Origin of the sequence: Parabacteroides sp. D25 (genome assembly GCF_000307475.1) — a bacterium.
GTDB classification, from domain to species: domain Bacteria; phylum Bacteroidota; class Bacteroidia; order Bacteroidales; family Tannerellaceae; genus Parabacteroides; species Parabacteroides distasonis.
Map to the genome: position 1 here is coordinate 626,211 of NZ_JH976502.1, position 15,815 is coordinate 642,025.

The 15,815-nt window shown below is 47.3% G+C and carries 14 protein-coding genes; 1 reads left to right on the top strand and 13 read right to left on the bottom strand.

Annotated elements, in window-relative coordinates; genetic code table 11:
* The first annotated feature begins 193 nt into the window (after positions 1-193).
* The gene (locus tag HMPREF0999_RS09590) at positions 194-586 is read left to right on the top strand and encodes a YkvA family protein (protein WP_005854762.1); all 393 of its coding nucleotides are present in this window, start codon (positions 194-196) and stop codon (positions 584-586) included.
* Positions 587-593: 7 nt separating this feature from the next.
* Here HMPREF0999_RS09590 and bioD read toward each other — a convergent pair whose 3' ends face one another.
* The 13 genes from bioD to HMPREF0999_RS09650 form a co-directional block, all read right to left on the bottom strand.
* Positions 594-1,274 (bottom strand): dethiobiotin synthase, encoded by a 681-nt coding sequence (gene bioD / locus HMPREF0999_RS09595; RefSeq protein ID WP_009275806.1) that lies wholly within the window; start codon positions 1,272-1,274, stop codon positions 594-596.
* A gap of 219 nt (positions 1,275-1,493) precedes the next feature.
* Entirely contained in the window at positions 1,494-2,255 is a 762-nt protein-coding gene (gene bioC, locus HMPREF0999_RS09600) for a malonyl-ACP O-methyltransferase BioC (protein ID WP_009275807.1), read from the bottom strand.
* Complete coding sequence (locus HMPREF0999_RS09605) at positions 2,246-2,911, bottom strand: DUF452 family protein (RefSeq protein ID WP_008780176.1); 666 nt, start codon at positions 2,909-2,911, stop codon at positions 2,246-2,248. Before HMPREF0999_RS09605 ends, bioC begins: the two co-directional genes overlap by 10 nt.
* A gap of 37 nt (positions 2,912-2,948) precedes the next feature.
* Positions 2,949-4,142 carry an 8-amino-7-oxononanoate synthase gene (locus HMPREF0999_RS09610; protein ID WP_005854770.1) on the bottom strand — a complete coding sequence of 398 codons (1,194 nt, stop codon included), beginning with the start codon at positions 4,140-4,142 and terminating at the stop codon, positions 2,949-2,951.
* Between the two features lie 30 nt (positions 4,143-4,172).
* Positions 4,173-5,453, bottom strand: a complete 1,281-nt coding sequence (gene bioA / locus HMPREF0999_RS09615; RefSeq protein WP_009275808.1) for an adenosylmethionine--8-amino-7-oxononanoate transaminase — start codon at positions 5,451-5,453, stop codon at positions 4,173-4,175.
* Positions 5,450-6,433, bottom strand: coding sequence for a biotin synthase BioB (gene bioB, locus HMPREF0999_RS09620; protein ID WP_009275809.1), 984 nt, complete (start codon positions 6,431-6,433; stop codon positions 5,450-5,452). Before bioB ends, bioA begins: the two co-directional genes overlap by 4 nt.
* A 10-nt stretch (positions 6,434-6,443) precedes the next feature.
* A complete protein-coding gene (locus HMPREF0999_RS09625) occupies positions 6,444-6,881 on the bottom strand; it encodes a hypothetical protein (RefSeq protein ID WP_009275810.1) in 438 nt (145 codons plus the stop codon).
* Positions 6,882-6,905: 24 nt separating this feature from the next.
* A complete protein-coding gene (locus HMPREF0999_RS09630; RefSeq protein ID WP_009275811.1) occupies positions 6,906-8,561 on the bottom strand; it encodes a peptide MFS transporter in 1,656 nt (551 codons plus the stop codon).
* Positions 8,562-8,587: 26 nt separating this feature from the next.
* Positions 8,588-9,655 carry a DUF4831 family protein gene (locus HMPREF0999_RS09635; protein WP_005854780.1) on the bottom strand — a complete coding sequence of 356 codons (1,068 nt, stop codon included), beginning with the start codon at positions 9,653-9,655 and terminating at the stop codon, positions 8,588-8,590.
* A gap of 164 nt (positions 9,656-9,819) precedes the next feature.
* Complete coding sequence (locus HMPREF0999_RS09640) at positions 9,820-10,557, bottom strand: endonuclease/exonuclease/phosphatase family protein (protein WP_010183735.1); 738 nt, start codon at positions 10,555-10,557, stop codon at positions 9,820-9,822.
* 105 nt (positions 10,558-10,662) lie between these two features.
* Positions 10,663-12,315, bottom strand: a complete 1,653-nt coding sequence (locus tag HMPREF0999_RS09645; protein WP_009275814.1) for a RagB/SusD family nutrient uptake outer membrane protein — start codon at positions 12,313-12,315, stop codon at positions 10,663-10,665.
* A 20-nt stretch (positions 12,316-12,335) separates the two neighbouring features.
* A complete protein-coding gene (locus HMPREF0999_RS23315; RefSeq protein ID WP_010183733.1) occupies positions 12,336-12,488 on the bottom strand; it encodes a hypothetical protein in 153 nt (50 codons plus the stop codon).
* Between the two features lie 105 nt (positions 12,489-12,593).
* On the bottom strand, positions 12,594-15,764 hold the full coding sequence (locus tag HMPREF0999_RS09650) for a TonB-dependent receptor (RefSeq protein ID WP_009275815.1): 3,171 nt from the start codon (positions 15,762-15,764) through the stop codon (positions 12,594-12,596).
* Positions 15,765-15,815: the final 51 nt, after the last annotated feature.

Genomic DNA, 15,815 nt, shown 5'->3' on the forward strand with positions numbered 1-15,815 from the left:
GGATTATCTGAAAAAGGCGTGCCAGATGTGATAAATCCTGTAGATTTCTTTATAATTGTTTTCTTATGAGATTATTACGAAAAGCTTTGAATACGGGTGTGGAGGTGGCATTGTGTAATATTTCCTCATTTGATGTGCAATTTTTCTACACTACTTGTTATCTTTGTGAAAGATGATTTAATAGGATTCGTTTATGGACACAAGAAAGATTGAGGATGTTCCTTTCGAGGAAGTACATGAGATACAAAGATATGGGACTTATTTCTCGGAGAAGAGTTTCTGGAAGAAGATAGAGCGGGTAGCGAAGAAAGTGGGGGCTACGGTATTGCGTCCTGTCTTCACGCTGTATTATATGTTGCAGGATGAAAAGGTACCTCTTCAACATAAGGCTTATATAATCGGGGCTTTAGGATACTTTATATTGCCTTTCGACTTGATCCCGGAGAGCGTGCTCCCCATTATCGGCTTCACGGACGATGTGGCGGTGATGACTTTCGTATTGAAAATGGTGAAGGATAGCATTACACCGGAGATCCGGAGAAAAGCGGATCAGAAAATACTGGATCTGTTTCCTGATCCGGCTTGATAGGGCGTTATAGCAACGGGCGAATATCGGGAAGCTCCTCGCTTCCCTTTTTCATTTCCGGAAGGAGGATTAAGGGGATCTCCGGGAATTTGGCCTTTAGATACTCCAAGGTATTCGCCTCGATCAGTGGGTCGATGCTTGGATATTGGTTATAGACGATGGCTTTTACCTCGATGCCGTATCGTTCGCAGGCGTACAGGCTGAGCAAAGTATGATTGATACTTCCCAGCTTGCCGGACGTGACAAGTATCAAGGGATACGCCTGTTCCTTTACATAATCGATCGTGAGGGATTCCATGTCGTTCGGAACCATCAGTCCTCCAGCTCCTTCCAGTAATACATACTCGTAGGTCTCTCGCAATCGCCGAGTGGCTTGGGTGATCGTGTCTAAATCGATACGTCTTCCATCTTTCGCCGCCGCCATATGAGGAGAGCAGGGATAGGTGAAGATATAAGGACAAGTCAGTCCTTGCGTATCCTCGTCGGTAAAGGGGAGCCCTTGGATTTGGCGGTGTGCCTCGATATCCTCCGATACGTGCTCGCATCCGGTCTGTATCATCTTTTGGGTGATCACTTTCTTTCCGGCTTTCGCCAATGCCTTGGCGATCATTCCGGTGGCTACGGTCTTTCCGACGTTCGTGTCTATGCCGGAGATAAATAATACATTTTCTTTCGTTTGATGGTTCATTGTTCTGTTGTTTAAATAGTTGCTTGATTAATCTTTTGTCTCTATGGATATTACCCCTTGTCTCTAAGAGATTTATTCCTTTTCTTCTGCGCTATTGATCTTTTCACCTTTGTGAAAAGAACGTATCACCTAGGTGAAAAGATCGTTTCACCCTTGTGATACGATCATATCATATAGGTGAAAGGATCAATACCTCGGAAGAGGCGACCTACCTCACCTTTATCTTTTGACCACTAAGATATAGAGTGGACGGTAAGTTAATGTGACCCCACCATCCGCCGAGGGGAATCTCTCTTGATAATCCCGGCAGAAACGTTCCTGTTTTCCCCGTGTCCAGACGCAAGAGGCGTTGGCCGTGACACCCGTGTACTTTAGATGTCTTAGCACCTCCAGCGGGTGCCGGAAGGTCAGGGCGATATTTCCTTCCTCTTCATGGACGATCTGGAAGTAGGTGGATAACCACTCCCTTAATTGTCCGGCGGTAGGATAGGTGAGCCCTTCTCCGGTCAGTTCCTTGATCTCGTGAAGGTTGTCTGGCGTGAAGGTGTTGAAAGCCAGCATGCCTCCGGGCGATAGGGTGGACGATAGCTTATGGAGGAAACGTGGAAGGTCTTTCATCCATTGCAGGGCGGAGGCCGAGGCAATCAAGTCGAACGTGCCGGGAAAAGCCAGTCGCTCGGCATCACCGGCCAAGAATAGAGGAGTGGCGGAAGGAAACAACTCCTCGATGGCGCTTTGCCAAGTCTCGCAAAGATCGTTGAGTACCCATTCCTCGATTTGGCATTCTTGTTTTAATAAACGGGTGAATCCGCCGCTTCCGCAACCGATTTCCAGCACCCTGCGGAAATGAGAGGAGGTGTATACGGTCAATAGCTGTACCAGATGGGCGCATATCCGTTTCTGGGCATCCGCGTGATCGTCGTATGTATTCACCGCTTGGCTGAAACGCCGGCGGATCCGTTCTTGTTCGATTACTTCCATAATTCGTTCCATGATTGATAGTGGTAAAAAGGAAGATGAGGCGCCTTGATCTCTTGGATGGGGCAACGGCCTTGCCAGTAGTTCCGGAGGTTGGTTGCCGGGAATATCTTATCTTCGGTGGATAGGATGGCTTGATCCCAGAAGGTGGATATCCGTGGATCGGCTGATTCGAGCTTTTCCGGGAGGATCTGATTATATAGAGATTCCAGTTCCTCCTTGATTTCCTCCAGCGGACGTGGTGAGAGTTCCGAATAGCGATTGAATGTCTCCTTGTCTCCGCACATCCTGCGGTTAAAGCGACGCATGCCTTCCTCGCTGATATGATGGAGGGTTCCCTCGAAGATCGCGGTCGGGATGCCTAGCGTATCGTGCATGGGAAAAGGGGTACCGTTCAGGGCGGTCGCCGTGGTAAAGGATCGGTGGCCTGCCCAGAGTCGGGTGGCTACCCATACGCCTAGAGACCAAGCGACCAGATGTACCTCTTTATAGGGGGCGAATGCCTCTTCGAATGCGAGCGTCCTGTAATCGTAGGCAATCCATAGGTCTGTCTGCTCCGGTACTTCCAGATGGCGGAAAAGCTCCGGCGAGGTGGACCAGCCGGCGAGACAGAGGATCAGACTAGGGGATAGCTTATTTATTATCTTATCTATATACATACTATCAATTCAATTTATATACATACTATCTATCCAGTTATCTATCCGGGGGTGTAGAGACGGGGCATGTCCCGGTGGGAGACAAGGCACGCCCCGTCTCTACAATCAGTTGATGAATATTTTTTATTGTGAGGTTTGCCGTAAGGGAGAAGCGGATACGGGAGGTACCTTTGGGCACTGTCGGCGGGCGAACGGGGAGGCAGTAGAAGCCTTTTCGTTGTAGCTCTTCCGCTTTCCGTACGCAATCCTCGCTCTCTCCCACAATGAAAGGGATGATGTGGCTTTGGCTGATCTCGCCTCCTTTGCCCGTTAAAGCCTCCGCCAGCAATCGGCTATATGCTAGAAGATTCTCCCGTTCCTTCGTGAACGAGGGGAGTTGCTCCCAGATGAAGGAAGTCCATGCGATTTGGAACGGTGGCAGGGCCGTACTGAATATGAGCGGTCGCATCGTATTGACCAGATATTCCCGTATCGTACGGGAACAAACCAAATAGGCCCCCATAGACGCTAACGCCTTGCCGAAAGTACCGACCAATAGATCGATCTCTTGGATACAACTTTGTTCCTCGGCGATACCTAGCCCCGTCTTTCCACGGGCTCCGATGGCATGAGCCTCGTCTACGTACAATAGGATATTGGGATATTGCCTTTTGATAGCTATCAGGCGGTTTAAATCCGCTACATCCCCGTCCATGCTGAAAATGCTTTCGGTCAAGATGATGATCGTCTCGTATTGACAGGCGTTCTTTTGTACGAGGCGTTCCAGTTGGTCATAGTCGTTGTGGCGGTAACGGAGGAATGGGGAGCCACTCAACAAGATGCCATCGATGATGCTGGCGTGCACCAGCTTGTCGGCGAGTAATAAGGTCTGTTTATCGGTTAAGGCCGGGAGGATTCCGGTGTTGGCATGATAGCCGCTATTGAAGATCAATGCGGCTTCCCGGTCGAAGGAACGGGCGATCTGTTTCTCCAGTTTCGTATATACGGAGAAATTACCCGTCAGCAAGCGGGATGATGATGAGGAGTAGGGATAGAAGCGGTCTTGTGTGGATGCTTGAAACTCCTCTTGTAAATCCTGCCGGCTGGCTAATCCAAGATAATCGTTGGAAGAGAGATTCAGCATACGCTTTCCCTCTTTTAATATCCATATTCCTTGATGCTCGACTTCCGGTAGGTGCCTAAGATTCCCGGAGGCTCGTAAAGCCGTAAGTTGCTCGTTATATGATTTCATATATCTATATATTACCCGGTTGTAGATATGTTAATTATGCGTTAATACTCTCAATAATCCGGAGGTTAGTCTGGATAGTTCATTCATGGAGATAATGAAAGGAGGCATGAGGTAAACCAGCCGTCCGAACGGACGTACCCATATCCCTTCCTCTACGAATTGGCGTTGTAATACCGCCATATCCACCGGATGCTTCATCTCGATAACCCCGATCGCTCCCAATACCCGTACCTCAGCGACTTCAGGCAGCTTGGCGGCTGGCGCTAACTCCGTCCGCAATTGCTCCTCTATAAGCTTCACTTTCTCTTGCCAACGGCTGGCGATCAATAAAGAGATCGAGGCCGAAGCGATAGCGCATGCCAAGGGATTTCCCATAAACGTAGGTCCATGCATAAAGCATCCTGCCTCGCCGGAGCAGATCGTGTCGGCTATTGGCTTCGTCGTGATCGTGGCGGAAAGCGTAAGATAACCTCCTGTCAACGCCTTTCCGATACACATGATATCGGGTTCGACTCCCGCATGTTCCCATGCGAACAACTTTCCGGTACGTCCGAAGCCTGTCGCTATCTCGTCGAATATCAATAAGACGTTATACCGCTCGCAAAGTTCCCGGGCACGGACGAGGAAAGTGGGAGAGTAGAAATACATGCCTCCTGCCCCCTGTACGACCGGTTCCAAGATCAAGGCGGCGATCTCGTCGGCGTGCCGTTCTAATAAATCCCGCAAGGGAGTCATGGCCTCCTCTCTCCATTTCTCGCCGAACCGGACTGAAGGTTGAGGTATGAAGTATTGGATGGGTAGGCTTCCTGAGAAGATCCCATGCATGCCTGTCACCGGATCACATACCGACATGGCGTGCCAAGTATCTCCATGATAACCGCTACGGATCGTGGCGAAGGTATGTTTTTCCGGTATGCCTCTGGACTGCCAGTATTGGATCGCCATCTTTAAGGCGACCTCCACGGCGACCGAGCCGCTATCCGCTAGGAATATCTTTTCTAGGGAAGGGGGCAATAGCGGTAGTAATTTAGAGGCCAACTCAACAGCCGGCTCGTGCGTGAATCCCCCGAACATGATATGGCTCATCTTATCCAATTGGGTTTTAGCCGCCGCGTTAAGTACCGGATGGTTGTATCCGTGGACTGCCGCCCACCAAGAAGACATTCCGTCTATTAGCTCCCTGCCGTCCGCAAGGGTTATCGTTACGCCTTCCGCTTTGGATACCGGATAGACGGGAAGTGGATCGATGGTCGAGGTGTAGGGATGCCATAGATGATCCCGGTCGTATTGTAAAAGTTCGGTTGTTGTCATTTTTCCCAATCGGTGTTTTCGGTGAGTGAATAACCTTCGGAGGTAAATAAGACTTTGTCTTCCTCTACCTTGCTTCCGATAGTCGTTAATAAGTCTCCGATGATCGCGGAGTTAATCCCGATATATAGGGATTTCCGTTGCGTGGCCTCGCTTAATTGTGCCCGTCCGCCGGAGAAACGGAGAAATGCGTTCGGATTGATCAAGCGGAAAAGGGCGATCGTTGTTAGCCATTCCTCTTCTTCTAGGATATGTGTATTCTCCATAGGAGTTCCCGGTATCGGCTGTAATAAATTGAGAGGGATGGATAAGACACCTTCTTTCTGTAAGAAACAAGCCATCTCGATTCGTTCCTCCATCGTCTCGCCCATGCCGATAATACCACCGCAGCATATACGGAAACCGATTTCCCGGGCGGTATGGATGGTTTCCATCTTCTGCTCGATCGTATGCGTGGAACAAAGTTGACGGAAATAGGAAGGGGCGGTCTCTATATTGCAGTGATAATTCTCCACTCCGCTATCGTAAAGCGATTGGAGTTGGGAGCGGGTTAGCAATCCCATGGAGGCACAGCATTTAATATCGCTTTGCCGCTTGATTTGCCGGATCGTATCGGTGATCTGTTCCATTTCCAGATCCGATACTCGCTTACCGCTAGTCACCAAGGCAAAACGCCGGATACCCTGTTTCCGGTTATATACCGCATGATAGACACATTCCTTGGCAGGGAGCAAAGGATATAAGTTTACGAGGGTCTTGTAATGTCCCGACTGTGCGCACCATTTACAATCCTCGCTGCAATTGCCGCTTTTGGCGTTGATGATGGAACAAGTGTCGAACTTATTCCCCATAAAATGGCGGGTGATTTGGTGGGCGGCCTCGTAAAGCGCCTCTTTGTCCGGGTGATTCACCAAGCTTAAAGCCTGTTCCTCAGTAATCTTCCCACCCTCTAGGATGTACTGCTTTGCTTTTTCTATTGTCATTTTCTCTCATTTAATAATTCCACGTATATATATACCCCGTCTCTACAACCGGATGGAAATAAGAAAGGCGGAAAGTATCCCAAAGAATACTTCCCGCCTTTACTATATTATATAATGTATAGTGAGCTACACGATGAGCCGGATGAGCGATCTCATTTGATACCAATACCGGGAGTAATGCCGTAAACAGTCCATGCGATACCGCGAGGCTCCGTTTGTTCTCCTCGGTATTCTCCCTCTCCTCGTCATCCTCTTCGAAAAATCCGTCCGTGAACGTACCGATACCAGTATGTAAAGACTGGTTCTTTTTCTCGAAGCGATCGGCTACGGAAAAGGATAATTGTCCGATCGTAACAGCCCTCTGTATACTGATGAAAGCCGCATACGCCTTCCGGCTCCATCTTCTGAAACGGAGTGCCTGCGAACGATATGTATACGACTTCCTCATCCTCTAATTTTCAATTCTCAATTGTCAAGCCACTTTATCCAGTTTCTTCATGATAGAGAACATGAACAACGCAGACAGTAAACAAAGAACGATCAACACGCTCCATACCATCCATAACTGCATGCCTCCCCACAAATAACCGATGATAGCGACCAGATAGTTACCGATAGCCGTAGCCACGAACCACCCACCCATCATCATACCTTTGTATTTAGGAGGAGCCACTTTGGATACGAAAGAGATACCCATCGGAGAAAGCAATAATTCGGCGAAGGTCAATACCAGATAAGTCGATATCAACCAGTTCGGAGAAACCAATACCTGCAATTTGCTATCCGCCGCTAAAGCGTCCGGTGTAGGCAAGCCCATAGAACCGATCGCCAAGATCAAGAAACCGCAAGCGGCGATCATCATACCCAATCCGATCTTACGAGGAGCGGACGGCTCTTTCTTCTTATTAGCCAGATAACCAAAGATCACCAACGATACCGGAGTCAATACAACCACGAAGAACGGGTTAAATTGCTGGAAGGTCTGCGGAAGGATCGTTACGGTTTCCGGCATAGCCATATATTTGATACCTAGAGCGGCTAATGCGGCCACGGTCACGATGCCGGCGATCGTTTTGCCTTTACTCGTTGTGGATTGTGCGATAGCGAATCCTCCATACACGGCGATAACCAATAATGTTAAGTTAATCACATCAAAGCCGATACGATCCAGTCCGGTCACTTGGTTGGCCGTATAGTCGCGAGCGAAGAACGTCATCGTCAGACCGTTCTGATGGAAAGCCATCCAGAAGAACAATACCACGGCGAATACCAGCAGCAAGGCGGTGATACGTTGTTTCGTCTCGGCAGGTGACAATTCCTCTTGCGGAGCGTGGGAAGCCTGTGCCTGTTTGGTATTGACATCCGCATGCTTAAAGGTAGAGCGGAATCCCATATAGATAGCCATCGATATGATCAATGAGATACAAGCCACACCGAATCCATAGTTGTATGCCTCAGACAACTTCTCGATATACGTGGAACAGAACGTAGCCATATCGCCGGTGAAACCTTGTGCGCTTTGCAGAGCGGCGAGTGCCTCTTTGTTCTCTGCGGAGATGGTTCCGTTTAAGAATTGGTGAGCGAGTGCCGGAATTTGTGACTCGTAGAAAAGGTTATACTTACCCAACATCCAGTCTGTCATTTTAGTGGCAGCCGTAGGTGCGTACATGGCACCGATATTGATCGCCATATAAAACAAACTAAAGGCTTGGTCACGTTTACTTCTATATTCCGGGGCATCATAAAGATTACCTACCATCACTTGTAAGTTACCTTTAAATAATCCGGTACCGCAAGCGATTAGCGCTAGCGAGCCGAACATCATGATTTTTCCCGAGGCGGCATCTGTTGGGATGGCTAATAAAAGATAACCGACAAACATGATGATGATACCCGAGGTAACCATCTTTCCATAACCGAACTTATCGGCCATCATACCGCCAATCAATGGCATAAAATACACGAACGCTAAGAAGCTAGCGAAAATCGTTGATGTCTCAGCGGCCGTATAGCCGAATTTCGCTTGCAAGAATAGTGTGAAAATCGCAAGCATCGTGTAATAACCGAAGCGTTCGCCCGTGTTCGCGAGTGCTAGGGCATAGAGACCTTTAGGTTGTCCTTGTAACATGTGTTTTAGATAATATTAGTTTATACTTATTGAATAATTTGCTTTATGGCGCCGGTTTCCGGATAGAAAAGAACCTTGACAGGGGCTTTCTTATCCTCAAACATAACAGGGGCTAATCCTTCCCGTGTTCCGAATTGAGTGATTTGGGCCTCTCCTTTGTAGAGTGTTTTTTTGTTCATTAGTATTTCTATGCTGGCTTTTCCCGGAACATTGTAGACGATTCCTTTCAATGATTTGTCTTTCTTCTCGGCTTCCTTGGCATCAAGGATCGGAGCTCTTTCTGTCGCTTTCAAGTTCATATAGACAGGGGTACCACCCAAATCGTCAGCGTCTACGATACCTAGCTGCTTGGAGAAACGGAACAATACTTCTTTGTCTAGGTTGTCGTGAGGGATAATGCTTACCTCATAATGCTCGGTTTCTTTGGTCAAGATTCCGGTGAATAGGTTTGTTAATGCTTTTTCTTGCTCCTCCAATTGCTGGATCACCAGTTTCATGGCTTCACCATCGGGGGGTAAATTATCCGCCTCGCCGGTCAAGATGTTCAAACGGCTTTCCCGGATACGGTAAATTTGTTTAGCGGCCACCTCCGCTTGTTTGGCGGTGGAGCCTGCCATTAGTAATTCCTCTGAGAAGACGGAAGCGTCTGTTACTTTTTGTTGGGAGCCTTTATTTTTCTTCGCGGCATCTAGCTCGGATTCAACCGGCGTATATTCTGCGTTTATCGAACATAATAGTCCATCTTCGGTAAGATAAGCGTAAGGGGCGACCGTACCTTGCTTGAATTCTACGATATAGGTATTATCCGCATCGGGTAATCCCCGGTTGATCAGACTGATTTTTCCGAGATCGAAATAAACCTTGTCTTCCGTGACCGCATCTTTCACGCCAAGATACTTCTCGGCATATTGATAGTAAGGTCCGGCTTTACAAGTTACTTTCGTCACTTCGGCGTCTACGACTAGCGAGGTCTTGGGTAACGAGTAGGTGATTCCGAAATTATTGGCTTTTACGGCGTTCTTTTTTACCACCTTGGTTTGTGCCATAAGCGGCATCCCGAGGAGTAAACTAGCTATAATGATTATATTCTTCATATCCCAGTTTATTTTAATTCTGTATATTATTGCGCAAAACTAGGAAATATTTTGCTTAAAACCAACTAAAGTTACCTTTTTGCAGTGTGATCCCTTCCTGCCTTTCCATGAGGCAAGAAGGGCCTAAAATAGTTATGTTTAGTTCTTCAGAAAGGTTTTTAAGGCTAGAACTCTACATCTATGTAAAGCGGGAGATGATCGGATGACATTACGTCTACCACCACATCCTTTGTCACCTTGAAATTCTTTTTCATGTCTCCATAGATATAATCAAGCCGTAAGCGAGGGCGGTCTGCGGGATATGTCTTGATCGAAGGGTCTGACAGGAGTTGCCATTTGCTTTTCATAGCCTCGAACTCATTAGAACCAGGAGTCATGTTGAAATCGCCAGTGATGATGATGGGCTTATCATATTCAGTGGCGATTTGGTTAATGACTTTTATCGATTCTATGCGCGATTCCTTGTCAAGCGAGAAGTGGGTGTTGAACAGTATGTAGTCTTTGTACTCTAGGCAAAGTAGTACTCTAGGCTCCTCCTTCCCCGGCAGTGAGATGACTCGATAGGATAGGGGGGGGACCTTGCTTAGGGCTGCTATCCCATAAAGCCCTTTTGAGCGGGAAGTGGCTGGGGCGAATATCGGGTACATCCCTGTGTGCTTGGCCAGTTCGGCGTATTGGTTCACCCAAAAAGAGCGTTCACATACGCTGTCTACCTCCTGCAGTCCCACGTAGTCGGGGGTTATGCGGTTGATAGCGTCGGCTATTCGGCCTAGGTCGGTTTCTCCATCCATGCCGATACCGATGCGTATATTATAGCTCATCACTCGTAAATGTTTGTTCTTGGCTTGCGAGATCCCTAGGCAAAGGATCAGTCCGACTAGTATAATCGCTAAGCGTCTCATGTTGTTGAAAATTCAAAATATTGTTAAAAATAGGCAAACGGCGAGTGATTGCCATTTGCCTAGATAAGGTTATATAAATGGATTAGACAAGCGTTTTATCGAGTCTTAATAGTTCTCGTTCTGTACCAATGAACCTCCCACGAAGTCGATCTCATTCTGTGGAATAGGGTATGGCCATGTCTTGTCGGTGACATTGCTTCCGGCTCCGGAGTATCGTCCTTCATCGGTCTTGTTGAAGGCCTGCATGGTTGGTACGAAAATACCCCAGCGCAGGAGGTCTGTGTAGCGGCGTCCCTCGCAAGCTAACTCGACGCGACGTTCGTGGCGCACGGCCTTGCGCAAGTCATCAGATATTTTCACTTTGTATTTACTGTTGAAGATCTCTTCCGTCACACGTTTATCCTCCGGCACGTTGAACTTGCGGTATTGAGCGAATTTATCTGTAGGAGAAGATGTCACGAATGCCCTGTGGCGGACTTGGTTGATTAAATCTACGGCCAATTGCTTGTTCCCTCCAGTCTCGATAAGGCATTCGGCATACATGAGCAATACGTCCGCATAGCGGATGTAGTAGAATGACCAGTCGGTTTCCATCAAGCTTCCGGTTGGTCTTCTTGAATAGTCGATCCAATGTTTGCGACTATGCTGTCTCGGGAAGTTGTCGTAGCCCGAGTAGTCGTGAGTCTCGGTTTCCTTCATATTTGCCTTATAGAAGATATCTCCGTGAGAGATGATGGTATGCGTTAGGCGCGGGTCTCCCACCTCGTATTCTTCTGCCAAGTCATTCGTGGGACATTCTCCACCCCATCCCCCGATGGCGTTACGTCCCATGTCCATCTGAGGACCAACAGATCCTAGCGATGTGTAAGGAGGCTGGTAGGCTCGAAGTGTGATGAATACGGCTTCTTTCGACATGTATCCATCGGTCTTGCTATTGAACAGCTTCTGGTAGTCGTCCACAAGCTCGTAGCATCCGCTATCCACAACCACCTTAAGATCGGCCTTGGCTCCCTCATAGTCACCGAAGAACATCTTCACGCGAGCTCTGAAGGAGAGGGCAGCCTCTTGCGTGATACGTCCAAGCTCATCAGCACTCAAACTCTTGGCACTAGGCAGTTTGCCGCTACCGATAGCAGCGTCAAGGTCTGATAGGATGAACTTCTGCACCTCCTCCTTGCTGGCCTTGGTGATGCTGTTTTTGTCTTCGGCTAACAATGGCGTATCGATTATAGGCACGTTGGCGAATACGGTTGCCAAGTCATAGTAGTAGAACGCACGCATGAACTTTGCTTCCGCTATCCAGCGCTCCTTTACTTCTTGGCTCACCAATGATCCTCCACTGGCGATAAGCTCTGTCTCCGGAGTCACGTTTGCGAGGAATACATTGCATGCTGAGATGCCGATCTTGAACCTATGGTTCCATATGTCTGTTAGCATTGAGTTTGTCGTTGGAGGGTTACCGCGTGTTAGCTCTGAGATGGTCACACGGTCGGCAGCATCTGACCCACCTTTTGAGCAGTCATCGGTGATTTGGTCGCCCAAATCGAACCACATTTGCTCGAATGCCCATATATCTAGCATGGGCTGGTAGCAACTTGTTAACAATTTATAGCCTGCTTCCTCTGTTTTCAAGAAGGTTGTCTCGTCCATCGTACCCAATGTGGGACGATCCAAGAAATCTGAATTACAGCTAACAACCAAGGCTCCGGTGCTAAGTGCGATGACACCCGCTTTCCATTTCTTTATAATTGATCTCATATCGTCTTTAGATTTAATGATTATAGTTTCATACTGATACCGAACATGAATGTTCTGGCCTGTGGATAATATCCCATATCGATACCTTTGTAGATCGGGTTCTGGTTGAACTCGCCGATCTCCGGGTCAAGTCCAGAATACCCCGTAATCGTGAACAGGTTTTGTGCGGCCACGAATATGCGGAGGTTGTTTAATGTGATCTTACGTGTGATAGAAGACGGGAGCGTGTAACCGATTGTCAGGTTCTTTAAGCGAACATAAGAACCATCCTCTACATATCACTCAGACATTTCGCGGTTCAAACGACTGTCGGCATCGATGGCGAAGTTCTCGTTCGTACTGCCCGGGCCATTCCAAAAAGTAGTCAAGATGTCTTTCGGAGCGTTATACCACCCCACGCCACCGTAAATGTCATACTTCACAATGTTGAGAAGGTCGTTGCCAACAGATCCTTGGAAGAAGGCTGAGAAGTCGAAACCTTTGTACTCGGCTCCAAGAGTCAGGCCGAAGGTGAAGTCTGGATGTGGGTTACCGATCATTGTACGATCTTCGTCACCTAGCTTGCCGTCCTTGTTTAAGTCGACAAACTTCAAGTCTCCGGGCTTTGCGTTAGGCATTACCACTTGACCATTGTTTTGATAGTTGTCAATCTCCTGCTGAGTTTGGAACACGCCATCGGTCTTGTAACCATAGTAGTAACCGAGAGGTTTTCCAACCTCAGTCATGGTGTATGTATAATAACCTAGATGTACTTCTTTACCTGGAATATTAGCCTCGCTACCTAGATCCTTGATTTTATTTTTATAGGTAGATACGTTGCCGTTGATGTGGTATTTGAAGTCGTTTCCCACCTTTCCGTCATATCCGATAGAAACTTCGAATCCCTTGTTGCTGATGCTTCCTGCATTCACCCATGGAGTGTTGGGGAATCCCATGCTGGCTGGGTTCGGAACTTGTACGAGCATGTCTTTGGTGTCACGAGAATAGTAATCGAATGTGAATCTCAAAGAGCCCTCTAGGAAGGCCAAATCCAAGCCAAGGTCAAGCTGTCTTGTAGTCTCCCATTTCAAATTCGGATTACCTACCTGCGAGCGAGAAGCGAATAATGTCGGGTTGGTATTTCCGAACATGTAATACTGGGCGTACCACATCGATGGATGTCCGTTGCTATACTGGCTCAAGTATGCTCCTGCGGGAATAGTTTGATTACCGATCTCGCCCCAACCAACTCTCAACTTACCTTGAGACAGCCAACTCTTGGTGTTCTCCATGAAGTGTTCCTCGGAGAAGTTCCAACCTCCGGATATGGAAGGGAAGAATCCCCAACGGTGTCCTGAGCCAAATTTGGATGAGCCATCCCAACGGATGTTTGCCGTAATCATGTAGCGATTGTCAAAAGAATAGAATACACGACCGAAGTATGAGTTTAATGTATTCACTCTGTACCATCCGCTTGCTGCCGGATTGATCGTACCTGCATTGATGATTTGCTGGCTAGGGTCGTTGTTAGCCATTCCTTGCTTGCTGGCGGCAATCTCTTCATAACGCTCCTTTTCGGCAGATGTACCAGCCATCACAGACACGTTGTGCTTGTTGAACTTCTGCGCATAAGTCAAGTAGTTATCGAAAACCCAATAGTCGGTGTTGTATACCGTACGTTCCACGGTAGCGTATGAGCTGTACTCATCACCGTCAAGGTAATATTTCGGAGTGAAAGAATCACTTTGCTCACGTTTCAAGTCGACAGCGATACTGGACTTGAATGTTAAGAACGGGAATAGCTTGAATTCTCCGGTCAAATTACCCTTGGTGGCGATACCATGCCATTTATTCTGAGCCATTCTCTCCACTTGAGCCAACGGGTTCATTTTATTGGAGTAGAGCACTCCGGTATATTTAGACCATGAATTCGTAGGCTCATAACCATTATAGATGCGATCCTGCATGAAATCGGGCACATCCACCAAGTTGTCACGATGGATAGGAGTGATAGGATCTGCGGCAGCAGCGATGAATGCTGTGGCGTTGTATGAGTCGTTTTCCTGAATGTTTCTGCGAGACTGATAGTTCACGTTCATGTTCGCTGAAACGTTTAGCCATTTCGTAACCTCAGAATCTATGTTCAAACGTCCAGATAAACGCTCGTAGTCAGATCCCTTTAATATACCTTTATGATTCATGTAATTGAAACTTGCGCGGTATCTTAGTTTTTTCATACCACCGGACAACGCGAGGTTATAGTTTTGGTTCATAGCTTCGCTAGGCTTGCGATTTACTACGTCCCACCAGTCTGTTCCTTCTCTTCCTCCGTTTTTCTCCAAGAAACTCAAGATAGCCTCTCTTTTCTCTGGTGTAGCGAAATCTTCTGTTAGTTCCTTGCCTGCAGCGGCATATGCACGGTTCTTATATTCCATGAACCCTTCGGCATCAAGTAGATCGTAGCGTTTGGATGCGGCTTGGAAACCTACGCTCATGTCGAACTCGATATTGCTTCGGTATGAGTCGCCATCTGCTCCACGCTTTGTGGTTACTAGTACGACACCATTAGCTGCACGAGAACCGTAGATAGCTTGTGCGGAAGCGTCCTTCAATACCTCTATGTTTTGGATGTCACGGGGGTTCAGCCAACCTATATCACTTTGTGGCATCCCATCGACAACATACAATGGGTTGTTTCCGTATTGAGAAAGAGTACCTACACCACGTATACGAACATCGCCTAATGAACCGGGGCTACCTGAATTTGCGGTGATAGTTACACCGGCCACTTTACCTTGCAAAGCGTCAGAGGCACTTCGAAGAGGAAGTCCTGATATTTCGTCACCCTTGATCTGTGAGATGGCACCAGTCAAGTCGCTTTTCTTGAATGATCCATAACCAACGACTACTACCTCATCCAACTTTTGAGTGTCTTCCGCTAGAGTAACATTGAGGGTACTTTTATTGCCTACGTTGATACTTTGTTGGAGATAACCGATGTACGAGAATTCAACGGTAGCATTGGAGGGAATATTCTCTAGAATGTAGTTTCCGTTCATATCGGTCATAGATCCGATTGTCGTACCTTTTACCACAACGTTTACTCCGATCAGAGGCTCCCCTTCTTGTCCTACTACTTGTCCGGTTAGCCGTTTGCGATTTTGGTTGGTAGATGGTAACTTCGTATCTTTCATGGTCTTGTTGGTAAGTACTACGTGATTCTTGACGATCTTATATGTAATATCCGTACCTCTAAAGACATTGTTTAATACTTGTTCTATGGATTCTTCATGGATATTGACATCAACCCGTTTATTCAAATTGATTTGATTGTCATTATAAAAGAATTTATATTCACTTTGGTCTTCAATCGCCTTAAAAACTTCAGTGATAGTTCCTTTTGTGATATTTAAGGATATAATTTGTGCTGATGCCGCTGCTGTGTACGGCTGGAAAAAGGTTAAGCACATACCTAAAAATAATGATTTTTTCAGGGTTCTGTAATTAGTTCTACCGGAACT